Source organism: Flavobacterium sp. 11, from assembly GCF_002754315.1.
In the GTDB taxonomy this organism is placed as follows: domain Bacteria; phylum Bacteroidota; class Bacteroidia; order Flavobacteriales; family Flavobacteriaceae; genus Flavobacterium; species Flavobacterium algoritolerans.
Genome location: NZ_PEFE01000001.1, coordinates 2,912,511 through 2,935,936, shown reverse-complemented (window position 1 = coordinate 2,935,936; position 23,426 = coordinate 2,912,511). Strand labels below are relative to the sequence as shown.

Below are 23,426 nucleotides of genomic sequence, written 5' to 3'. Positions count from 1 at the left end.
ATGGAGAGTCAAAAGATCATATCAAAATTACCGTATTCTAAGCCGTTTTTATTTGTGGACGAAATAGTCCAAATCAATGAAAATGGGGTGGAAGGAACCTATACTTTTGATGAAAACCTTGACTTTTATAAAGGACATTTTAAAGATAATCCAATAACACCAGGAGTGATTTTGACGGAAGTTATGGCCCAAATTGGATTGGTTTGTTTAGGAATTTTTTTATTAGATTATTCATTTAATAGAACTACTTCAATCGCCTTAACATCAAATGAAATAGAATTTTTAAAACCTGTTTTTCCTAAAGAAAAAGTGACTGTTATTTCAGAAAAAGTATACTTTAGATTTGGGAAATTGAAATGTAAGGTAAAAATGAAAAATGAAAAAGGAGAAGAGGTTTGTACAGGAATAATTGCAGGAATGGTAATTTCTAAATAAATGGATAAACGTGTTGTAATTACTGGTCTTGGTGTTGTTGCTCCAAATGGAGTAGGACTTGATGCGTTTACACATGCCATCAAAAACGGAATTTCGGGAATCAAGCACGACGCTGAGTTGGAACGATTGCAGTTTTCTTGTCAAATAGCTGGAAAACCGGAAGTTTCTACTGAACTGGCATTGCAATATTTCTCTGAATTAGAGTTAAGAAACTTCAATTCTACTGGGATTTTATATGGCGTAATTGCTGGAATTGATGCATGGAAAGATGCTGGTTTATCGTTGGAAATAAATGAAGAACCAGATTGGGACAGCGGAACTATTTTTGGTACCGGAACTTCTGGAATTGATAAATTTCGCGAAAGTATTTATAAAATAGATGATTTTCAAACGAGAAGATTAGGCAGCACCGCCGTGGCTCAAACTATGAATAGTGGTGTCAGCGCTTATTTGGGAGGGAAATTAGGATTAGGAAATCAAGTCTCCACTAATTCTTCTGCTTGTACGACTGGAACCGAAAGTATTTTGATGGGTTATGAAAGGATAAAATCAGGACAGGCAAAACGCATTTTGGCAGGAAGCACAAGCGATTCGGGACCTTATATATGGGGTGGCTTTGATGCTATGAAAGTTTGTACTTTTAAGCATAATGAAAATCCAGAGCAAGGCTCAAGGCCAATCTCTGCAAGTGCTTCGGGATTTGTTCCCGGAAGTGGAGCAGGAGCTTTGGTTTTGGAAGATTTAGAAAGTGCAATTGAACGAGGAGCTACAATTTATGCCGAAATTTTGGGTGGGAATATAAATTCCGGTGGTCAACGCGGACTGGGAACCATGACAGCTCCAAATCCTATTGCCGTACAGAAATGCATCCAGAATGCTATTGTTAATTCTGGAATTTCTGCTGATGAAATTGATTCGATTAATGGACATTTGACCGCCACATCGAAAGACAGTCTGGAAATTAAGAATTGGAGTGAAGCATTGGGAAGAAAAGGAAAAGAATTTCCATATATAAATTCTTTGAAATCAATGGTAGGTCATTGTTTATCGGCTGCGGGAAGTATTGAAAGTGTGGCTTCTATACTGCAATTGCATTACGGATTTGTTTTTCCGAATATCAATTGTGACGATTTGCATCCTGAAATTACAGCAATAATTGATGAATCCAGAATCCCAAGACAATTAATCGAAAAGGAATTAAATATAATTGCAAAGGCCAGTTTTGGTTTTGGAGATGTGAATGGATGCGTAATTTTTAAGAAATACATTTAGTCACATGATGTCAGGTAATTTTGAATTCAATGCATTAAAAAAAAGCAAAAAATATGAATAAAGAACAAACAATAGAAGAATTAAAAAATATAGTAAAGCCGTATATTCAAAATCAAGAAGCATTTGATTTGCTTACGGAAGATACTGACTTTATCAATGACTTGAAAATCAATTCTGCTAATTTAGTAGATGTTATTTTAGATATTGAGGAGAAATATAACATTGTAATTGATAATGAAGCTATGGAGCGCATGGTGAACGTAAAGTCAGCATTGGAAATTATTGAAACTAAATTATCAGAGAAAAATTAGTGAATCAGCTGTAAAAAAGTCTGTAAAATGATTGGAAACGATATAGTAGATTTGGCTTTAGCCAGAAAAGAAAGCGATTGGAAACGAAATCGGTTTTTGGACAAAATCTTTACTGCAAAAGAACAATTACTCATTGTTGATAGCCAAAATCCTGAAATAATGGTTTGGAATTTATGGTCCCGAAAGGAAGCTGCTTACAAAATCTACAATCGAGAAACTGGAATTAGAGGATATTTTCCTTTGCAACTGGAATGTAGTTATGAAAATGAAATTTCGGGTTCAGTTTCAATAAAAGGGAAAACCTATTTTACTAAAACGATAATTTCTAAGGAATTCGTACATACGATTGCCGTAGTGAAAAAAGATAATTTTGATACCGTCAAAAAATTAAATTCAAACGACACCATCATAAAATCGAATGGAATTCCTTTTATAATTGATGAGCATACTAAATTGATTAAGCCAGTATCCATAAGTCATCACGGTCGATTTTGGGAAGGAATTACTCTGATTGATTAGAATAAATATTATTTTATTCCCAGCCTTGATTTTAATTTTAAGAATAATAACGCCGTTTTATACGCATCTTCCGCAGATGAATTTCGATCACTTTTAGGAATATTATATACCGCGCAAAGTTCATCAAGAGAAAATTGTTTATCATTGATATCATGCAGTTTTCTATGCATAATATCAACATCTAAAGCTTCGTTTTTCAATCTCCCACAGTCAAGTCGTTCTAATGCAGCATTGATCATTTCTACATCAAAATCAATGTGATGACCCACTAAAACAGCATTCCCGATAAACTCTATAAATAATTTTATGGCTTCGGCTTCGCCAAGTTTTTTCATTTTGCTTTCCACCAAAAATTCGTTTGAAAGACCGTTATCATGAAGAAACTTGTATTGTAGCAACACAGCCTCGAAACTATCCCCGATAACTATACTATTATCGATTACAGAAAAAGAACCAATAGATAAAATAACATCTTTAACAGGATTCAAGCCCGAAGTTTCTGTTGACAAAACAACAAATCGGCTTGATTTCTTATCAAATTTAGAAAGATAGGTTTTCCAAAATTCTGGATATTCTTTATTAATACTTTTTAACCAGTCTAACATAATTATGAAAATTGAGTAAGTTGAAATTTATTTTTTATTAATTCTTCCAATTCTCTCATAGGAGCCAAAGCATTCTTTAATTTTTCCTTATCAATTTTTGATAATTCATTCAAATTTATAAATTGACCTGAATTATCATTTTTTAAGCCTTCTAAGGTTCTGAATTTTGATAAAATCAAAAAGGCTTCAGCACAATTAAGATAAATTTCAGCATGTTTAGGATCTGCAATTGCTAACTGCTTGAATCGCTGAAAGGTGTTGTTGATTCCTCGAATATCAAAATTTAAGGTAAACAAACGAGCACCATCAATCAATGGCATCAAAGCACGTGTTTTTATATCAAATTTATCTTTGTTTGGACCTTCTTCTTCCACAATGAAATTTTTGAAAAAAGTCAGTGGTGAATTTTTTCTCAAAGCATCGTTTCCTAAGAAATCAAAGAACAAAGTGTTGTTTTTTGCATTTTTAAAAACTACATTTCCAATGGCATCTTCGATTCTTTGTTCTCCAAAAGTGATTTCGTAATCAAAGAAAATACTGCTTAAATCATTGCTATTTTCACCTGGAGTATTCATCCAGCTGTCGTATTGTTTTGTCCAGTCAGTCAATGATTTACACCAAAGCATATTGCTTCCCATATGCCCGTTTGGACATAATTCATAACCAATTTTTTCGAGCGTGGCAGTTGTTCGTTTTCCAAGTTTAAGAAAATAATCTTTTACCTCACGATATTTATCAGCCGAAACGTCTTCGAATATTAAAATACTATCTTGATCGGTTAATAATAGCTGTTCTTTTCTTCCTTGACTTCCAATACTTAGCCAGGCAAAACGGGCAGGAGGTGAGCCTAAATCTAAAATGGATAACTCTACAGAACGTTTAATTATTGCTAAATTAATTTCGCTGGCAATATTAAAAACGTGAGAAAGCGGTATGTTTTTAGAAATAGATGTTTGAATCAAATCTGTTAAACGTTCTCGAATTTGTTTTAATTCTTTAGGATTTTGGGAACGCTTAATTTCTTTAATTAAAACACCTGGATTATTTGCTTGCGCAACTATCAAATCATGTTCAGAAATGACTCCTTTTACATCAGATTTATCAGTTCCGTCGTATGTTACACATAAATGGGTCACATTATGTTTCAACATAAGCAGTTGAGCTTCGGCCAAGGAAACATTTTCTACAACAGTAATAACGGGAGATGACATTATTTTATCTATTGAAGCGGTTACAGGAAATCGACCGGTTGCAATTTTGGAACGCATATCACTGTCAGTCACTATTCCTATTGGAAAATTATTGTCACAAACGATAACATTGTTTTTTAATGTTTCAGTCATTAACTGAGCAACTTCTTGCGCAATTGCAGTAATAGTTGTTTTTAATGGTGAAATAGTATAGGATAATGATTGAAAATATTGCATTTCCGACTGCTGGTCAGAATAGAAAACATTGTCAGAGATAAGTTTACCTCTTAAATTTTCTTTGTCATTTGGATTTCGCGTATTTGTTGCAAAACTCTCCAGCAAAAAGTTTAAAACTTCTGAATTATTTACCACAAAAGGACGAAAAGTAGCGATTGGTATAGCATAAACAATACTTTCTTCTCTAGCTTTGGCCGTCATCATGTAATTATTCTTGGCAAAAAAGGGACGTAAACCAAAAATATCACCTTCATGACACTTATTTAATAAAGTTTCTTCAGAATCTGAAATCACAGATAAATTGATAGTACCTGACGCAACAACATAAAAACTGTCATGCAAAACATCATTAATTTGGAATAATGTTTTATGTTTTTCCAAATTTACAACGCGAATACTTGTAGCTATTTCGGATAACTCCTCAAATGTCAAATGATTAAATGGTGGATATTCCTTTAAAAAATCGGCAATGTGCTCAGCAATTGTATTCATAAGTTGGTCAAATAAATGGTGTATTGTTTGTAAAAATAATAAAATAATAAATCATAATACCGTCATTACAGCAGTAAAACAACTAATTTATAAACTTCATAATATTTTCTTAAAATTAAGGGGAATTATGCTAAATTAAATGAAGTTATTTTATTTTTATAAGCAAAACTAAATCATTTTATATCATGAGATTACTTAAAAAAATTCACCATTTGCTTATTGCATTTTTGATTATTAATTCTTTAAATGCTCAAGAAAAACCAACCAGCACAAAAGAAGTGGTTACTGGAAAAATTAATGGCGCTACAATTACAATTAATTATGGTAGTCCATCAGTCAGAGCAAGAGAAATTTGGGGTAAATTGGTTCCGTTTAATCAAGTTTGGCGTGCCGGAGCAAATGATGCAACAACTTTTGAAACCGACAAAGAAATTACTGTTGAAGGATCAAAATTACCTGCAGGGAAATATTCTTTTTTTGTTTTACCAAATGACAAGGAATGTATCATAATTTTCAATAAAGAAGCGAAACAATGGGGAGCTTATAAATACAAAGAAAAAGAAGATCAACTAAGAGTTGCTGTTAAGCAAAAAGTTGCAAAATCTAAAGCTGAAAAATTAGCGTATACAATTGATAAAAATACTATTACTTTGAGTTGGGATAATTGGGATATTCCGGTTTCTGTAAAATAAGTTTTTTTTAAATTTTAAAACAGCATCATCAATAGGTGATGCTGTTTTTATTTGGTTGAATATCTAACTAATAATAGTTAATAATAAATTCTATTTTACATAATATAAATTATAGTGCATTTTATTACAATAGAATATTACAGCTTTCTCAGTAATTTAAACGCATTTGACGCTATTATCATTGATGAGTTGTTTATTGATATGAAAGAACCGAACAATAAATTATTATTATTCGGTTCTTTTAATATTGTTAGGTTCTTTTAATAAAGCTAAACTATTGCATCTGCAACATCTAAAACTTTAATTTTCTTAGATGCTTTCAACGTACTATATCCATAATACGCAACAACAGCCAAACAAATTAAAGGTAAAATAAAAGAAAAATTCACTTCAGGAATAAAGCCAAATAATTTAATATCAGCAAAGCCTGAACCACCTAAATCCAAAATACTTCCTTGCATAACCGGCATTAATGCGCCACCAACGATAGCCATAACTAAACCTGCAGACCCAATTTTTGCTTCGTCTCCCATATCTTTTAGTGCAATTCCATAAATTGTTGGAAACATAATCGACATGAAAATAGAAATACAAACCAGCGAAATTAATCCAGGCATTCCTTGTAAAACAATTGCTCCGGTTGCACAAATCACGCCTCCAATACCAAAAACCATTAATATTTTTGATGGATTTATGGTTTTCATCAAACCAGTTCCAATCCATCTGCCTAATAAAAATAAAATCATGGCCGCTATGTTGTAATATGTAGCTGTTAATTCTAATCCGAATGTTTTATTGATGTTGTCTACGTATTGAAAAATAAAGGTCCAACACATAATTTGTGCACCTACATAAAAAGCCTGTGCAACAACCCCATGTTTATAATTTTTATTAGCAAATAACTTTTTGAATGATTCTGATACAGACATTTTATCTTCTTGTGCCGTTTTAGGCATTTTTGTCAAAATAATAATGATCAAAATTACCAAGACAAAAATTCCTAATCCAATGTATGGAATGCTAATTACATCTAAATCATTTTCTCGAATACTCGCTAATTCACTTGATGTTAATACTTTGTAGGCTTCTTGCGAATAATCATCTGATTTTATTTCTTTGATGACTAAAAACTGCGCCATGACCAGTCCGGTTATTGCTCCAATTGGGTTAAATGCCTGCGCTAAATTCAAACGTTGTGTTGCAGTTTCTTTATTTCCAAGGAATAAAATCAAAGGATTTGAAGTGGTTTCAAGAAACGCTAAACCACAAGTAATTACCCATAATGAAACCAGGAAAAAAGTATAACTTTGGTAATGTGCCGCGGGATAAAACAGAAAAGCGCCAGTTGCGTATAATAAAAGTCCCAATATTATTCCTGATTTATAGCTGTATTTTCTAATGAATAATGCCGCCGGTAATGCCATAAAGAAATAGCCAAAATAAAAAGCAAATTGTACTAATGAGGCTTGCGTATTCGAAAGTTCAGGCATCACTTTTTTGAAAGTAGAAACCATCGGAGTTGTTAAATCATTGGCAATTCCCCACAGCGCAAACAGTATTGTTATTATTATAAATTGAAAGACAAATTCTTTACTGACTACAGGGATTTTTTTGAATTGGTTCATTGTTTAGTTGGTTTAATTTGTTAATTAAGAATCGCAGCGGATTCATTGGTTTTGGATTCTGTTTGTTCAAAGCCACATAAAAAATCATCTATTTCCGATTGAGAAATTACTGGGTTTGCTCCTTCGTTTTGAGCGACAATTGCGCCAACAGCACTAGCGAAATTAATAGCGTATTGAGGATCTTCTCCATTCATTAACATTATGATTAACGACGCTAAAAATGAATCTCCAGAACCCACAGTATCAACTACATTTACTTTGAAACCACAGTTATGATAAAAGGTGTCATTACAATACAAAACTGCTCCATGTGATCCTAAAGTGACACAAACCGTATCAGTATTGGTTTCCTTTGCAATGAATTTAATATTTTGTTCTAATGACTTTTTATTTGAATTTAAATCCTCGCAAATTTCATTTAACTCATCATCATTAAACTTTATGAAATCAGCAGCATGCAATAAATCCAAAACATTTTTCTTGGTATAATGCGGAACTCTTAAATTGACATCAAATATTTTATATTTTGCAACAGCTAAAAGTTGTTCCAATGTATTTCTGGAAACTGAATCTCTAGAGGACAAACTTCCATAAACAAAAAAGTCTGCTTTTTCAACAATGGAAATATTCTCATTTGAAGTTTCAATTTTGTCCCATGCCGAAGGATAATTAATATCATACGAAGCATTTCCTTTTTCATTCAAAATAACGTTGACTAAACCCGTTGGATAATTATCTTTTACTTGAACTGCATCGGTGTTAATTCCCGAAACATTCAAATATGTTATTAATTCTTTTCCGTTTAAATCGTTCCCTACTCCACTGATAACGGAAACCTCCCCTCCTAGCGAATTTAATCTTGAAGCCACATTTAGCGGAGCTCCACCAATTTTTTTATGCTCCAGAAAAACATCAAAAAGGATTTCTCCAAAACAAACACCGTTTAATTTCTTTTTCATTTGTTGTGATTTTTTGTAAAAAAGCATTGAATAATTACTTTTTTAGGTTTAATTATTTTTGATTCGTATACCATTTATTGACCATTTCCCTCATGAAAACGAGGCTGCCTTTAGCAAGATCTTCCGAGTTGTATTTTGAAGGTCTCCACAAGGAAGTTGGGCCAACTAATGCTGTGATTTGTGAAGAAAAATTCTCCAGAACAAGTGGGCCTTGATAGTTAATAGCAGCCAAAGCTTTAAAAAAATCATCCCAATGCACGTTGCCTTCACCAGTCATACCACGATCACTTTCTGTTATATGCACATGTTTTAACCTGTTTCCTGCACGAATAATAGGATCGTAGAAATTTCGTTCTTCAATATTCATGTGAAACGTATCCAGATGTAATCCTATATTAGTTGTTCCAATGGATTCAATCATATCCAGCACTTCATCAGCAGCAGTAAAAACATAACTTTCATACCGATTAATGGGTTCGGGAGCAATAGTGATATTGCTTTTGTTAGCATAATCAGCAACTTCAGTAAATACTTGCTGAATGATTATCCTTTCTTCTTTGGTACAAGGATTCCCAGTAAATGTTCCAATAGCGGAATGCAAAACACCTCCTAAGAAATCACCATCCATTTCAGCTACTTTGTCAAGAGCTGATTTTATAATCGAGGTTGCTTGTTCCGGATATAAAGGAATGTGACAGTTTGCGGGTAAATTCAATGTACAACGACCTGAAATGCGGTTTTCGTCAAGTGATTTTTTTGTTTTTTTAGCATCGAAATCCAATGAAGCGGGTAAAATAATTTCAAGCATATCAAAACCATATTCTGCGGTTTTTTCTATTGCAAAACGACCTCCTTCGGCACTCCATCCAGGGATAAATGATAAAATTGTTGTTCCAAAAATTGGCATATTTATATAATTTTAGATTTATTTCTATTTTAAAACAACCACCATTCTGTTTTTACTCCAATAAAAGAGCCCCAACGCTTTTGGTTTACTTGTAAAAACGGAGAATAGTTATTATTGCGAGCGTAATCGTTGTAGTGCGCCAGCGTGCAAACAAGACGAATGTGAGGACGACTCCAAGGATCTTTTTTTCCTAATGGCACAATGGTGGGAGCAAAAGAAAATTTCCACATATTAGCTTCTGGATTATCGCCATCTTTTCGAACGGCATAATGTACTTCTTCAATTAAGTGTAACCATTTCGATACATAATAGAAGCTTCTGAAGCCAACTACGAAATCAGTTTTTTGATTGTATAATTGATTTCCGTTGAAATACTCGTCCGTATTCGTGCTGGCAGAACCACCTTTACTTTTGGTAAAAACGCCATATCCATTGATGCTGAATTTTTGCGAAAGGTTTAGCAAAAAATGTTCTACCATGGTGAAAGAATAGGCATTCGTATATTTTCCTTCAGAATCTGGTGCTCCGTAAGTTGCCCAAGTAAAAGTGTTTCCATTATCTCCTCCATTTGCAATTCCGGAACCATATCGTACAGAAAGTTGATTGAATGAACCTGGTAAAGCGGTTTTTAACGGTTTGTTGTATTTAATTCCTGCAACCCAACCTTTATCGGACGGATAATTTTTAGAAGCATTTTTTGAATTGGCAGAAACATAATGAAACTCACCCAAAAGTTTGATGACATTATCATTTTTCAAATGAAAACTGTGCTCTCCTATCCAAACCATGCGTTGGCGAATGGCAGGATTTGTCGCACCTGCAACGGTAACTTCATAATTATAAGGATACACATTTGTTGAATCAGCAGAAGCGGGCATCAACATCGTCAGTTCCGTATTTTTATGGCTTACGCCAAAACCTTGCGCAGAGTGATCATCAAAATAAAAATAATCACTGATGTGAATGTCATCATAACGACGAAAACGAGACCCAGCCCAAGCCGACCATTTGCTTCCCATGATATTTCGGGCTTCAATATACGCTTCGGGAAGGATAAAAGTCAAACCATTATTGGAACGGGAACTTACATTCCCTACAAATTGTCCATTAGCTGAGTACATTCCTAAACGCATTTGAAAAGTTACGTTTGTGCTGTCTTTACCGTCAATTTTTGGAGTAAAATGTATGGCTGGCAATATATCGATATAGTCGCTTTGCTCCATTCGACCTCCTAATGAACCTTGACCGGAAAGATTCAACGGTTTCCACATATTTCCTTCTCCATTTGGCGAAAGCCCAACTCCGATTCGACCCGTTGTTCCTAATGAAAAATTCGAATTAGTGATCACTACCTGTGAATAAATTGGTATAAATAGGATTGAAAATAAGAAAGTAAAAAGTATTTTTTGCATGTAAGTGTTTATTAAAAAAAATGGCTTGAATAAGTTTTTTGGCAGTTTTAAGTTTGTAAAAATGGCACGTATAGGTATTGAAATTTTGTTATTTAATGCTTCTAAAATATTCAATACGCGAATTGATTTATGGTATAAAATTTAGATTTATGAATAGTTTTATGGTTTTTAAATAATAAGCGTCATTTTGAATATTATTTTTCAAATGTATTATATTTTTTTAATTTGCAATAAAAAAAACTAAATAAATATCTAAAATTGGCAAATATAAGCTTGATTATGTACTTTTTTAATAAATATGAATTAATTTGTTATAAATAACATATAACGTAATAGTGACGTTTAATTTTTAAAAATGAACAATATTACTAAAAAAATATAATTACAAATAAATCATTAGTTTTGTAGTACTAAAAGATGTTGTAAAACATTGCGTCTTTCAAAAACTAATTATATTCTTTGTTCTCATATGATGTCTAAAATAATTCCAAATATATCTGTAGACTGCGTCGTTTTTGGGTTTGACGTCAATACTAAATCACTTAACGTATTGTTGATAAAACGCTATTTAGAATCTAAGGAAAATCACGAGCCATTGGTTAATGATTATGTTCTTACGGGATATCATACATTAGAGGATGAAACCATAGATGAAACTGCTACCAGGGTATTGAAGGAGTTAACAGGACTTGATAATGTCTATAAAAAACAATTTAAGGTTTTTGGAGACCCAAATCGATTGATGAATGAAAAAGATGTTATTTGGGCCAAAAATGAAAATTTTAATGAGCGAACGATAACTATAGCCTATTATTTTTTATTAAAAACTCAAGAAGTTAATTTAGAAAATAACAAACATAATCCGCAATGGTTTCCAGTTAATGATTTGCCGGAATTAGGATTTGATCACAAAGATATTATCAATGAAGCCTATGCCGATTTAAAAGAAAAAGCATTGTACAAACCTATTATTTTTGAGCTTTTACCTGATAAATTTACCTTCAAAGAATTGCAGGATACTTATGAATCCATATTAGGAAACGAAATTGACAACAGAAATTTTAGAAGAAAACTGCTGACAAAAAAGTATATTATTGAGCTGGATGAAAAGCAAGTAGGTGTATCTAAAAGACCTTCTCAACTCTTTATGTTCAGCAAAGATGTTTATCAAAAAATTTATAAAGAAACGTATTTAATTAATATTTAGATTACTGTTTTTAATAGTCTGAAAATAAATCAGTTAGGTGAAACTATGAATCTTTCAAATCTGATAAAATTAAATGTGTTGTTGGTTCTCCATAAACCAAAAGTCTGTCGATAAATTGTTGCAGATGCAATTGGTCAACTAAAACAACTTTCATGAAAATATTATGTGTTCCGGTAATTCTATAAACTTCATATATTTCAGGAAACTGGTTCAAATCATCACAAAATATTTTAAGCTTTCCACTAAATAATTTGAACATAATAAAAACTTCTAAACCAAAGCCCAGTTTTTTATTATCGAGTTGAACATTATAACCTTTTATAACTTCAGTATCTTCTAGTTTTTGAACCCGTTCTCTAACTGATGATGGCGAAAGTCCTATTTGTTTGCCAATTTCTACAAATGAAGTTCTCGAATTAACTTTAAGACTTTCTATTATTTTTAAATCAAGTGTATCTACCATAAATAAAGTTTTAATATAGGCTAAATTACATTTATATTATGGAATAATGATATTAAATCCGTGGATTAAATTTTAGTTTAACTGGGTGTTATTCTAATTTTGCACTATGGATATGATGTTATTGCTGCTTACTATTGGAATTTTTACTGGCTTTTTTGTTCAAACTATTACCGGATTTGCGGGTGCTTTAATTGCATTACCGTTTTTACTATTTGTAATGCCACTACCGGATGCAATTGGGTATTTATCTATATTCTATTTTATTTCTACACCTATTCATGTGTACAAAGAATGGAATTATATAGACAAGCCTCTTCTTAAAAAATTAGCTTTATCGTCATTTTTTGGACTACTGATAGGAATTATAGTATTAGCATACGGCCAGCCTGTAATTCTAAAAAAAGCATTGGGTGTATTTATAATTCTGTTTGTTTTAAATAGTTTAAAAGCAAATAAGGAGATACAATTAATCTCAAAAATGAAATATTTTTTTGGCTTTTTAGGTGGTTTCTTTTCGGGTGTTTTTTCAACTGGCGGACCTTTGTATTTAGTAATTATAAAAAACGAAACCTCAGATGTGAAGACTTTACGTGCCACTATGTTTGGTGTTTTGGGTTTGATAACATTCATGCGAATTCCTGTCCTTGCTTTCGAAGGGATTTTAACCGTAAATCAATTGTACAACTCATTGTATGTTTTGCCTTTTTTTATACTGGCTTTGATATTGGGTAAAAAAGTATACTTAAAATTAAATGAGCTTTTTTTAAAGAGGATTATGCTTGGACTTCTTTTTCTGTCCGGAATTATGTTATTGATTAAAAATTAATTGCTTCATTTCATGCAATTCGTTTTTGCAACAGTTTAAATTTATTGGATCTAACATTTGATTCGCCTTTTAAATATTTACCTTTGCAAAAATTAAAAAAGATTCCATGACTGATACCGTAATGACAAATGCAAAATATTTAAAATTAATTCTAATTTTAGGTTCACTGACAGCACTTGGTCCATTTTCAATAGACATGTATTTGCCTGGTTTTGCAGGAATTGCTAAAGATTTGAATACTTCTGTTGCTAATGTTTCCATGACTCTTTCCAGTTATTTCATTGGAATTTCTGCTGGACAATTGCTTTACGGACCATTATTAGACCGTTTTGGACGAAAAAAACCACTTTTTATAGGACTCTTAGTTTACATTTTAGCTTCTTTAGGTTGTGTTTTTGTAACCGATATTGATACTTTCATAGGTTTGCGTTTTATTCAGGCTATTGGCAGCTGTGCAGCGACTGTAGCATCTGTTTCTATGGTTCGTGATTTATTTCCTGTGAAAGATATTCCTAAAGTATTTTCTTTACTAATGTTAGTGGTTGGGCTTTCGCCAATGTTAGCGCCTACAGTTGGAGGTTATATAACAGAAGATTATGGCTGGCATACTGTCTTTTTTATATTGATGTGTATGGGAATTTTGATTCTTTTAGCAGCTCAAATTGGGTTGCCAAATACGTTTAAGCCAGACACTTCAATTTCATTAAAACCAAAACCAATTATTTCAAATTTCATCAGTATTGTAAAGGAACCACAGTTTTACACCTACGCGTTTACGGGTGCTATCGCTTTCTCAGGATTGTTTACATATGTAGCGGCCTCCCCTATTTTATTTATGGACATTTTTAAAGTTGACGGAAAAACGTATGGTTGGATATTTGCTTTTATGTCATTAAGTTTCATCGGTGCCAGCCAGCTGAATTCATTCTTGTTACGAAAATTTACGAGTGAACAAATGATTTATGGCGCATTAATCACGCAATCTTTCATTAGTATTTCATTTCTTATTTTGGCAATGAATGATCTTTTGGGTTTATATGAAACTATTGCGATGTTATTTTTGTTCTTAGCGTGTTTAGGGATTTCAAATCCGAATACTGCGGGACTTACCCTTGCTCCTTTTTCAAGAAATGCAGGAAGTGCTTCGGCATTAATGGGGGCTATTCAGTTAGGATTAGGAGCATTAGCTTCTTTTGCAGTGGGAGTTTTTGTTAAAAATTCAATGTTGCCAATGGTTATGATTATGGCTGTTTCAACAATTCTGGCTTTGATTATTTTAATTTTCGGAAAACGAAACATAAAAAAAACTATTACAACTTCTCACGATGAAGGAGTTGCAATAGTTCATTAATTATAGATTTGATTTATTGTTGTTTTGGCTCCGTTTTTATTTTTTTATCGGGTCTGATAATCATACGTAACGATTGATCTTTAGCAAAATAAGCAATCATCCAATTGAAGAATGTTTTCACTCTGTTGCGATACGTTATCAATGAAATCAGGTGAATAAATAACCAAATTATCCAGGCAAAAAATCCTTTGAAATGCATTTTTGGTTTTGGTAAATCAACCACAGCCTTATTTTTACCAATAATAGCCATAGATCCTTTATCATTATATTTAAAGGGTTTTAATGGCTTTTTTTGGCTCATTAATTTAAAGTTATCAGCCAAATTTATTCCTTGCTGAATAGCAACTTGTGCCACTTGCGGATGACCATTAGGAAAAGCTTCATCTGTTAGTTGAATACAAGTATCGCCTATTGCATAGATATTTTCCGTGCCGTTGACTTTATTAAAAGTATCTGTAGCCATTCTTTTTCCGCGACCATAACTTTCTGCAGGAATTCCTTCGAAAACTTTAGCCGAAACTCCTGCTGCCCATATTAAATTTTTGGTTTGAATTGTTTCACCGTTTCCAAAATATACTGTGTCATCAATATAATCAACCACAGTTGTATTCAATTTTACCACGACACCTAATTTTGTCAGCGCTTCCAGTGTATCTTCCTGTGAAGCTTTACTCATTGGAGATAACACAGCATTGGCGCCATCAACCAGATAAATATTACTTGCCGTAGTACTTAATTCCGGATATTCTTTCAGCAAAATATTTTTACGCATTTCAGCAAACATTCCCGAAACTTCAACACCTGTTGGACCTCCACCGGCAACTACAATAGTTAACAATTTTCTGCGTTCGCGAATGTCTTTGCAAATGGCTGCTTTTTCTAAATTTTTCAATAATGTATTACGCATCACAATGGCATCATTCAGTGTTTTCATTGGAATGGCATTTTTCTTTACGTTTTCCATTCCAAAATAACTCGTTTCGGCACCAGTGGCAAAAACTAAGTAATCGTATGTTAATTCGCCATTATTGAGAATGATTTTATTTTCTGAAGGATTAACTTTTAATAAATTTCCCAGACGGAATTGTAGATTTTTTTTACCCGAGAAAAATTTTCGAAAAGGGTAACTGATACTTGAAGGTTCTAAAAAAGCGGTAGCAACCTGATAAATTAGTGGCGGAAAGAAATTATAATTGTTTTTGTCAACGAGTGTTACATTGACTCCTTTTTCATTTACTAGTTCTTTAGCAAGATTTAATCCTGCAAATCCTCCTCCTATTATTATAATTTCCATATTGTATTTTATAGTCTAAAATTAAAAAAGCATCCATAAATATACGTTATTTATGGATGCTGATAAAATATTAAATATTAAAAAAACTTTAAATGTTTAGTTCTTTTTTAGTCTTTTAACGGGTTTTTCTAAAGGTTCATTCTTGTTTTGAAGGATGTAATTTGCCAACAATTTTTCAATTAATTCATCTTTAGTCAAATGATGAAAAACCGTTTTTATTTTTTCTTTTAATTCTGGAGCGACATCATGATTGGGTTTTGTCTTGAAAATTTGCTTCGCCCATAATAACGTGTTATTTTCTTCAATGCTGGCAACAGTTGGTTTCTTGAATTGAGTAAATTTAATTCCTAATTCTTTTTCGAAATCAGCAATTTCCACTACTTCTTCCGGTTGTAAAACCGTCAAAGAAAGCCCCTTTGCTCCTGCTCTTGCCGTTCTTCCGCTACGATGTACATATGCTTCGTAAACATCCGGCAAATGATAATTAACTACATAAGAGATTTCTTTTACGTCAATTCCTCTTGCCGCTAAATCCGTCGCTACCAATATATTGATATGTCCTTCACGGAATTGCTCCATGATTCTGTCTCGAATTCCTTGTGATAAACTTCCGTGCAATGCGCCCGAAGAAAATCGGTTGATGGCTAAGTTTTTAGCTAATTTGTTGACTGCAGCTTTCGTTTTGCAAAAGATAATTCCGCGTTCTCCTTCTTTAGAATTCAAGAAATGCATTAAAACATCCAGTTTTTCAATAGGATCCACCACAATGTATTCATGGTCAATTCCTTGATTTCCTATTGTTTCCATGTTGGCACTAACTTGCACCACATTTTTATTTAAATAGTTCTGAATTAATTGCTTAATGGCTCCTGGCATGGTTGCCGAGAATAAAAAAGTATTGTGAGTTTTAGGTAATTCCGCTACAATTTCATCTAAACTTTCTTTTAGAATAGTTACCATTTCATCGGCTTCATCGAGCACAAGGAATTTGGTTTCTTTTAAGTTTATTGCTTTGCGCTGAATCAAATCAATTAATCTTCCCGGAGTTGCCACAACAATATGTGTAGGTGTTGTAAGTCTTTCGATTTGTGGTTTGATTGGAATTCCTCCACAAGTTGCTGCAATAGAAACTTGAGGTAAATATTTAGCAAAATCTTCTAAGTTTCTAAAAATCTGGTGGCCTAATTCACGTGTTGGAACCAAAACAACAGCTTGTACAACAGGTAAATTAGTATCTATTAATTGTAAAATAGGCAATCCAAAAGCTGCCGTTTTACCTGTGCCTGTTTTAGCAAGTCCAACCAAATCCGTAGTATTTGATAAAAGTAACGGAATTGTTTTTTGCTGAATTTCTGTTGGTACAACAATTTTCAATTCGGTAATCGCTTTTAATATGGGTGCTGAAATTCCTAAATCAGAGAATTGTTTTGGCATTTTTTTGGATTTTATATTTTATAAAAAATAGTTGTTTTGTAAACGTAATTTTTAGCCCCGATGGAAACGGCATCCTGTTGTGGTCTCGTTTTTTTAAGAGACCACAACAGATATAGTGTACAGCGGGATTAGCTCCTTGAAAAATAAATATTAATCTTCATCCGGTTCGTTCATGATTTTCTCACGATATTTTTTCCCGGTTAACAATACCAGTTTCAATTTGTAATCGTCAACAAGCCACTCGCGGTAATTTTTACTGCACTGACTCAAACATTTTGAATAGCGCTTGATGCGGCAATCGATATCATCATCTAACAGTTTTCCTAATGCTTTTGCTTCCTGCAGGGTTTCAGAATTATCAACACACATGGCAGCGTGCTGTTCCAATGATTTTTCCAGTACTTCTTTGGAACGTAAATTTTGTTTGATGATGAGTTTGTGTTCTTCATCGACATCAAAAGTTACGACTTCGGTTTTACTGAATTTAGCGCGTACATCAGGCGGCATACTGTATTTAAAATACAATTCGATTTCTGTATCATCACGTAAATTCTCTAAATAAAACTCCGGTGATTTAAAGATGTGTTGCCAGTTTACCGGCTCACTCCACAAGCCAAATCGTGCTGCATTATTACCTAAATCGATAACGCTAAAAGTATCTTTATTAGGAAGTTTTCTGGAACCACGACCAATCATTTGGTAATATAAGGTCAATGATTTTGTCGCTCTGTTCAGAATAATGGTTTCTACAGTAGGTTCATCAAAACCGGTGGTAAGAATCCCAACCGATGTTAAAATTGCATCCGGCGTATGCTTAAACCAATGTAAAATATCTTTTCTTTCCTCGTTATTACTGGTGTTGTCTAAGTGACGAATCGCATAACCGGCTTCTCTAAATGTTTCATACACATATAATGATGTATTGATTCCATTATTGAAAATTAAGGTTTTCTTGCCTAAAGATTTCTCGGTATAGGCATGCAATAATTTTTCCTGCATCGCCATATTGGTATATAAATCATCAGATGATTTAACGGTGTAATCCCCATTGATACCGACTTTTAAAGAAGTCAAACCGACATCATAACTATACGTGACTGCTTTGGCCAAAAATCCATTTGCAATCAAAGAACTAATGGTGTCCCCTACGATTAATTCATCATAGCTTTCATGCATTGGTAATTTAATATTCGAACTTAAAGGTGTTGCGGTAACGCCTAATATGAATGCATTTTTGAAAGAGCTTAATAATTTTCTGAAGGAATTATAATGCGCCTCATCGATGATTACCAATCCTACATTATCTAAATGTAATTTTTCGTCATTGATACGGTTTTTCAAAGTTTCGACCATGGCCACAAAACAAGAATAATCGTTTTGGTCCGGAAGTTCTTTTACTTTACTGTTGATGATTTTGTTTTTTACATCAAAACCCTTCAACATTTTTGAAGTTTGCTTACACAACTCAATTCGGTGTGTTAAAACAACTACTTTTTTATCGTGTTGTGATAAATAACGGCGTACTATTTCTGAAAAAACCACAGTTTTCCCACCACCAGTAGGCAGTTGATATAACAAATGGTGTTGTGGAGGTGCATTATCTATGCGTTCAAATATGGCATCAATATCGCCTTGTTGATACGCATAAAGTTCTTTTTTGTCTTCGATTTCTATTTCTAAAGTGTTTTGGGACATTGCTTATTGTTGGATTTTTGCAAAAATACACCTAAAAAACAGTTTAATTGTCAATTTTAATTAAAAAAAACAGGATTGATTAAATAAAATTGAATTATACAACCGCTCAATATTCAAATCGCTCTATTATAGCATTAAACTCCGGTTCGTTGAACCACTTTTGTTCTATTGTTTCCGTATGAATTCCTATTATTCTTGTTTTGAAATCATTGAGTATTCCATTTGCAATCAAGAAAATAACGGCTTGCTCAAAAGAATTGAACATACTTTTAAAAAATAAGTCTTGCTTTACGATGTGTTCAGAGGAGAATGTTTGTGCAATTTCGATGTTATAGAGCATTACATCTGCAATTATGAATGGATCTACACCCAAAAGTGTAAAATGCTTGATGTATTTTTGGGCAACGGAACGCCTCAGTTTTGGTTTACTGCGTCTTCCTGCCTTTTTTAAAGGGTAATATTCATTCGAAATTTTGAGCTTGCATTCCTGCAAAAGCGTTTCTTCCTTTGGATTAAAAACAAAATTATAATAGACTTTTACGGGGCTGAATTTCTCGTACAATTCAATAATTTGTTCTTCGAGTTGCTCCTTATTAAGTTCGGCTAAATATTTTTTTAAATCGCGTTTGCTCATTATCAAAGTTTAAGAATACAAAAGTAATTTACTTTAGGAAGGAATGCATCGAAAATCAATGATAATACTTAATTTTGTCAATTATCACTTAAAATAAAATAAATGCTTAAGATTTTTAAGGTTACAGCAATAGTAGAAGGTATATCTGCCTTATTGTTATTTTTCTTTGCTATGCCAATGAAATACATTTTTAATGACCCTATTTATGTCAAACACATTGGAATGGCTCACGGCGTATTATTTACTGCCTACATTATTTTGGCAACAATTTTAAAGTTTAGTGAAAAGTGGGATTTAAAAAAGTATTTTATCATTTGTATTGCGTCAATTCCTCCTTTTGGGACTTTTTACATAGAAAGAAAATACTTGAAAAATGTATAAATTAATAGAAAAAATATTCAATTTTCTATATCCTATATTCAGAAAATGGGGATTAGGCAGCAGTTTTGCTTCTTACCTGAGTCTGTTTATAAATATTGCTATACTTTGCGTATTGGCATATGCTATTTATGTAGTCTTTCGTCTTATTTTGGTAACGATTATGGCGGTAATCGCCCAGAAAACTAAAACCAAATTTGATGATTTATTAGTATCTAATAAAACGGCTAAATACATCGCACATTTAATTCCGCTGTTGTTTATTTATAAATCGGTTCCAATCATTCTGGAACGCTATGAATATTGGGAAGGCGTTTTTGGAAAACTTGTTGGGATTTATATTGTATTGCTTGTTTTATGGATTATCCGAACTATTTTCAATGCATTACGAGATTATTTAAAGCTAAAACCAAGATACAGCGATAAACCTATTGACAGTTTTATTCAAGTAATCATGATTGTTCTTTGGGCTGTTGGGATTACAGTGATTATTTCCAAATTATTTGATATTGATCAAAAAGAGCTTTTAACCATTTTGGGAGCTGTTTCTGCGGTTATAATTTTGATTTTCAGAGATACAATTTTAGGTTTTGTATCCAGCGTTCAAGTATCTATAAATGATATGGTTCGAATTGGCGACTGGATTACGATGGATAAATTTGGTGCCGATGGAGATGTAATTGAAATCAATTTAGCAACAGTGAAAGTTCGAAATTTTGACAATACAACCACCACAATTCCTACATACAGTTTAAGCTCCGATTCGTTTCAAAACTGGCGCGGAATGCTGAATTCAGATGGAAGACGTATCAAAAGACACATTCTTATTAAAACGAGCAGCATCCGATTTTTGGAAGAAGCAGAATTGAGTGACCTGAAGAAAATACATCTTATATCAGATTATATTGACACTCGAAAATTAGAAATAGACGAATATAATTCTAGCCATAAAATTGATAAATCAATTGCGATTAACGGACGAAATTTGACTAATTTAGGTTTGTTTAGAAAATATATTACAGAATATTTATTCAATTATCCGGGATTAAATAAGGATATGTTGATGCTTTGTCGTCAATTACAATCTACTTCACACGGAGTTCCTCTCGAGGTTTATGCCTTTTCACATGACAAGCGATTTGAAAATTACGAGTACATCATGTCGGATATATTTGATCATATTATTGCTTCTGTAAAATATTTTGATTTGGAAATTTTTGAAACGGTATCCGAAAATGATTTCAAAGTATAAAAAAATTAAATGCATTCTACATTAAAATGAGCGGAGAAAAAGACTTAGAGAAGTTGCTTAAAACAATGAAACCGGAACATATTTTAGGAGAATATGTTTTTTGTGTGGTTCATGATTTGGCAAATCTAAATCTTAACGATATCATTATGACATTCAAAGAGCAGGAAGGTACTACCATAGTGATCAAGAAGGAATTTGCCGATAGTCTAAAATTAGAATATTCTTTTATTGCTTCTTGGGTTACTTTAACAGTTCATTCTTCACTGGAAGCTGTTGGATTAACCGCAGCTTTTTCTAATGCTCTTTCGCAGGAAGGAATAAGTTGTAATGTGGTAGCCGCTTTTTATCACGACCATATTTTTGTAGATAAAAAAGACACTGATAAAACAATGGAAATCCTTAATCGATTTTCAAATTAAAAGCGAAAATATCAAATTTAATTACAAACGATTCTTAACAAATTCAATTTCGGTTTTTCCGTGTGCTTTTGGTTTTCCGTTACCATCTAAATTTACCATTGTAGTGTGATCTATCGTGATAATTGTTTCGCGTGTCATCATATTTCTAGCTTCACATTTTAGGGTTAGCGAAGTATTTCCAAATTTTAAAACATCAATACCAATTTCTATAATATCACCTTGTTTTGCTGAGCTTCTGAAGTTGATTTCCGACATGTGTTTGGTTACAATTCTGGTATTTTCTAATTGAATAATGGTGTATAATGCCAATTCTTCATCAATCCAAGCCAATAATTTACCTCCAAATAATGTTCCGTTAGGGTTTAGATCTTCTGGTTTTACCCATTTCCTAGTATGAAATCGCATAATTTTTCTTTATATCTGCAAAAATAAACTTTTCTTATGGCTATTTTCTTTATTTTTAAAGAAAAAAAATGAGCGAACGTGATACTTTTTTAAAAGAATTCAGAGGACAAACAATAGGCTCCGTAACCAATCAATCTTCAACCGAAGAATCATTTCAAAATGAAGTACTTAGACCTATTTTAAAACTACAAAACGATTTGTTTATAGCTTCATTTATTAATTACGTAGCAAAAAACAAAGCAGACTTTTATAGCTACACCGTTGAAAAAAAATTATCGGTTATAGAAAATGCTATCCAAAAAGACATCAAGTTTAGAAATGCTTTAAAAGGAATGATAATCGCATTATTCACTTTGGATGAATATGCCGTTTATATAAAAAACTCGTCAAATATCAATAAAAGAATGATGAGCATGTTAATTGAAAGACTAAAAAGTCAAGTCCAATTGTTTGAATTAAAGGAAAACTAAAAAAGGAATCTTGATTTTTTTAGTTTTAGAAATATGTTAAAAGGAATTGATTTGTTGTTTATAATTTAAAAAACAGCGACATATTCATTCAAATTTTACAATTAAATTACAATTTGACAATCGTAATGTTTTATACAATAAATCTTAATTAAGCATAAATATTTATGTTATTTGCACGAATTTTTTCATTATAATTGTTAAAAATAAAGTTATGAAGGAAGAATATTTTAAATGGCATTCACCCAATCTTAACAGGGATATTGAAATGTTAGTTTTTGGACACGCAGGATATCCTATTATTTTATTTCCCACTTCTATGGGCAGTTACCATGAAAATAAGGATATGGGATTGATTGATTCCGCAAGATGGTACATCGATCAGGGTTTAATCCAAATATTTTGCCCGGACAGCATTGACAAAGAGAGTTTTTACAATAAAAATATTCATCCCATACATCGCATAGAAAATAATGTGAGATATGATAAAATGATTTGTCACGAAATAGTTGAAAAGGTAAAGAATAATACTTCCTCAGGAAAAGTTGTTATGGCAGGTTGTAGTTTTGGCGGGTATCATGCGGCCAATTTTGCGTTTCGACATCCAGGATATGTTAGTCATGTATTTTCGATGAGCGGTGCTTTCAATATTAAAAGTTTTATGGATGGTTTTCACAATGATGATGTGTTCTACAACAGTCCTGAAGATTATTTATACGGACTAGATGATTATGAATTATGGAATATGGATATCGTTTTAGGGACTTCTAACTGGGATATTTGTTTTGATGCTAATCTAAAATTAAGCAAAGTGCTGAGTGACAGGAATATTCATCATTGGTTGGATATTCGTCAGGAACGCAAGCACGACTGGCCTGTTTGGAAAGAAATGTTTCCACATTATTTATCAAGAATTAAATTTTTTTAAAATTATAAACGTATCAA

At 32.5% G+C, this 23,426-nt stretch carries 25 protein-coding genes; 13 read left to right on the top strand and 12 right to left on the bottom strand.

From position 1 onward, the window contains the following. From CLV00_RS12810 to CLV00_RS12795, 4 genes are read left to right on the top strand one after another with little or no spacing between them, the layout of a single operon-like run. Positions 1-435: a 3-hydroxyacyl-ACP dehydratase FabZ family protein gene (locus CLV00_RS12810; RefSeq protein WP_099715553.1), complete on the top strand. Its 435-nt coding sequence runs from the start codon at positions 1-3 to the stop codon at positions 433-435. Beyond that, positions 436-1,707 (top strand): beta-ketoacyl synthase, encoded by a 1,272-nt coding sequence (locus CLV00_RS12805; RefSeq protein ID WP_099715552.1) that lies wholly within the window; start codon positions 436-438, stop codon positions 1,705-1,707. Between the two features lie 53 nt (positions 1,708-1,760). Next, complete coding sequence (locus CLV00_RS12800) at positions 1,761-2,018, top strand: acyl carrier protein (protein ID WP_099715551.1); 258 nt, start codon at positions 1,761-1,763, stop codon at positions 2,016-2,018. A 27-nt stretch (positions 2,019-2,045) separates the two neighbouring features. Further along, positions 2,046-2,537, top strand: coding sequence for a 4'-phosphopantetheinyl transferase superfamily protein (locus tag CLV00_RS12795; protein WP_099715550.1), 492 nt, complete (start codon positions 2,046-2,048; stop codon positions 2,535-2,537). 8 nt (positions 2,538-2,545) lie between these two features. Here the strand turns inward: CLV00_RS12795 and CLV00_RS12790 are convergent, their stop codons facing one another. Both CLV00_RS12790 and CLV00_RS12785 read right to left on the bottom strand, forming a co-directional pair. Then, positions 2,546-3,142 (bottom strand): PolC-type DNA polymerase III, encoded by a 597-nt coding sequence (locus CLV00_RS12790; protein ID WP_099715549.1) that lies wholly within the window; start codon positions 3,140-3,142, stop codon positions 2,546-2,548. A 2-nt stretch (positions 3,143-3,144) separates the two neighbouring features. Beyond that, positions 3,145-5,061, bottom strand: a complete 1,917-nt coding sequence (locus tag CLV00_RS12785; protein WP_099715548.1) for a DUF294 nucleotidyltransferase-like domain-containing protein — start codon at positions 5,059-5,061, stop codon at positions 3,145-3,147. Positions 5,062-5,246: 185 nt separating this feature from the next. Between CLV00_RS12785 and CLV00_RS12780 the strand changes: the two genes are divergently transcribed. Beyond that, positions 5,247-5,753: a DUF2911 domain-containing protein gene (locus CLV00_RS12780; protein WP_099715547.1), complete on the top strand. Its 507-nt coding sequence runs from the start codon at positions 5,247-5,249 to the stop codon at positions 5,751-5,753. Positions 5,754-6,022: 269 nt separating this feature from the next. Here CLV00_RS12780 and fucP read toward each other — a convergent pair whose 3' ends face one another. The 4 genes from fucP to CLV00_RS12760 are packed head-to-tail and all read right to left on the bottom strand — an operon-like array spanning position 6,023 to position 10,656. Next, positions 6,023-7,378, bottom strand: coding sequence for an L-fucose:H+ symporter permease (gene fucP, locus CLV00_RS12775; protein ID WP_099715546.1), 1,356 nt, complete (start codon positions 7,376-7,378; stop codon positions 6,023-6,025). A gap of 20 nt (positions 7,379-7,398) precedes the next feature. Next, positions 7,399-8,337: a carbohydrate kinase gene (locus CLV00_RS12770; protein ID WP_099716339.1), complete on the bottom strand. Its 939-nt coding sequence runs from the start codon at positions 8,335-8,337 to the stop codon at positions 7,399-7,401. A 52-nt stretch (positions 8,338-8,389) separates the two neighbouring features. Continuing rightward, positions 8,390-9,244, bottom strand: coding sequence for a sugar phosphate isomerase/epimerase (locus CLV00_RS12765; RefSeq protein WP_099715545.1), 855 nt, complete (start codon positions 9,242-9,244; stop codon positions 8,390-8,392). Positions 9,245-9,273: 29 nt separating this feature from the next. Next, complete coding sequence (locus tag CLV00_RS12760; RefSeq protein ID WP_099716338.1) at positions 9,274-10,656, bottom strand: carbohydrate porin; 1,383 nt, start codon at positions 10,654-10,656, stop codon at positions 9,274-9,276. A gap of 469 nt (positions 10,657-11,125) precedes the next feature. On the opposite strand from CLV00_RS12760, the gene CLV00_RS12755 reads away from it, so the two are divergent. Beyond that, complete coding sequence (locus CLV00_RS12755) at positions 11,126-11,863, top strand: NUDIX domain-containing protein (protein ID WP_099715544.1); 738 nt, start codon at positions 11,126-11,128, stop codon at positions 11,861-11,863. A gap of 43 nt (positions 11,864-11,906) precedes the next feature. Here CLV00_RS12755 and CLV00_RS12750 read toward each other — a convergent pair whose 3' ends face one another. After that, positions 11,907-12,326 carry an Lrp/AsnC family transcriptional regulator gene (locus CLV00_RS12750; RefSeq protein WP_099715543.1) on the bottom strand — a complete coding sequence of 140 codons (420 nt, stop codon included), beginning with the start codon at positions 12,324-12,326 and terminating at the stop codon, positions 11,907-11,909. Positions 12,327-12,432: 106 nt separating this feature from the next. Here CLV00_RS12750 and CLV00_RS12745 point away from each other — a divergent pair, with 106 nt between their 5' ends. Together CLV00_RS12745 and CLV00_RS12740 are read left to right on the top strand one after the other, a co-directional pair. Next, positions 12,433-13,152 carry a sulfite exporter TauE/SafE family protein gene (locus CLV00_RS12745; RefSeq protein WP_099715542.1) on the top strand — a complete coding sequence of 240 codons (720 nt, stop codon included), beginning with the start codon at positions 12,433-12,435 and terminating at the stop codon, positions 13,150-13,152. A 121-nt stretch (positions 13,153-13,273) separates the two neighbouring features. Beyond that, positions 13,274-14,503 carry a multidrug effflux MFS transporter gene (locus tag CLV00_RS12740; protein WP_099716337.1) on the top strand — a complete coding sequence of 410 codons (1,230 nt, stop codon included), beginning with the start codon at positions 13,274-13,276 and terminating at the stop codon, positions 14,501-14,503. Between the two features lie 13 nt (positions 14,504-14,516). Here CLV00_RS12740 and CLV00_RS12735 read toward each other — a convergent pair whose 3' ends face one another. From CLV00_RS12735 to CLV00_RS12720, 4 genes are all read right to left on the bottom strand, one after another. Further along, on the bottom strand, positions 14,517-15,797 hold the full coding sequence (locus CLV00_RS12735; RefSeq protein WP_099715541.1) for an NAD(P)/FAD-dependent oxidoreductase: 1,281 nt from the start codon (positions 15,795-15,797) through the stop codon (positions 14,517-14,519). A gap of 96 nt (positions 15,798-15,893) precedes the next feature. Further along, the gene (locus tag CLV00_RS12730) at positions 15,894-17,231 is read right to left on the bottom strand and encodes a DEAD/DEAH box helicase (RefSeq protein WP_099715540.1); all 1,338 of its coding nucleotides are present in this window, start codon (positions 17,229-17,231) and stop codon (positions 15,894-15,896) included. 150 nt (positions 17,232-17,381) lie between these two features. Next, positions 17,382-18,926 (bottom strand): DEAD/DEAH box helicase, encoded by a 1,545-nt coding sequence (locus CLV00_RS12725; RefSeq protein WP_099715539.1) that lies wholly within the window; start codon positions 18,924-18,926, stop codon positions 17,382-17,384. A gap of 106 nt (positions 18,927-19,032) precedes the next feature. Beyond that, the gene (locus tag CLV00_RS12720) at positions 19,033-19,560 is read right to left on the bottom strand and encodes a DUF6155 family protein (RefSeq protein ID WP_099715538.1); all 528 of its coding nucleotides are present in this window, start codon (positions 19,558-19,560) and stop codon (positions 19,033-19,035) included. Between the two features lie 102 nt (positions 19,561-19,662). On the opposite strand from CLV00_RS12720, the gene CLV00_RS12715 reads away from it, so the two are divergent. The 3 genes from CLV00_RS12715 to CLV00_RS12705 are packed head-to-tail and all read left to right on the top strand — an operon-like array spanning position 19,663 to position 21,609. Then, complete coding sequence (locus CLV00_RS12715; protein ID WP_099715537.1) at positions 19,663-19,941, top strand: DUF3817 domain-containing protein; 279 nt, start codon at positions 19,663-19,665, stop codon at positions 19,939-19,941. Next, complete coding sequence (locus CLV00_RS12710; RefSeq protein ID WP_099715536.1) at positions 19,934-21,190, top strand: mechanosensitive ion channel family protein; 1,257 nt, start codon at positions 19,934-19,936, stop codon at positions 21,188-21,190. The genes CLV00_RS12715 and CLV00_RS12710 overlap by 8 nt, the downstream gene beginning before the upstream one ends. A 26-nt stretch (positions 21,191-21,216) precedes the next feature. Continuing rightward, positions 21,217-21,609 carry an ACT domain-containing protein gene (locus tag CLV00_RS12705; RefSeq protein ID WP_099715535.1) on the top strand — a complete coding sequence of 131 codons (393 nt, stop codon included), beginning with the start codon at positions 21,217-21,219 and terminating at the stop codon, positions 21,607-21,609. A 21-nt stretch (positions 21,610-21,630) separates the two neighbouring features. Here CLV00_RS12705 and CLV00_RS12700 read toward each other — a convergent pair whose 3' ends face one another. Continuing rightward, on the bottom strand, positions 21,631-22,014 hold the full coding sequence (locus tag CLV00_RS12700; protein WP_099715534.1) for an acyl-CoA thioesterase: 384 nt from the start codon (positions 22,012-22,014) through the stop codon (positions 21,631-21,633). A 68-nt stretch (positions 22,015-22,082) separates the two neighbouring features. Here CLV00_RS12700 and CLV00_RS12695 point away from each other — a divergent pair, with 68 nt between their 5' ends. Beyond that, positions 22,083-22,484, top strand: coding sequence for a glyoxalase (locus tag CLV00_RS12695; protein WP_099715533.1), 402 nt, complete (start codon positions 22,083-22,085; stop codon positions 22,482-22,484). Between the two features lie 211 nt (positions 22,485-22,695). Continuing rightward, positions 22,696-23,409, top strand: coding sequence for an esterase family protein (locus CLV00_RS12690; RefSeq protein WP_099715532.1), 714 nt, complete (start codon positions 22,696-22,698; stop codon positions 23,407-23,409). Positions 23,410-23,426: the final 17 nt, after the last annotated feature.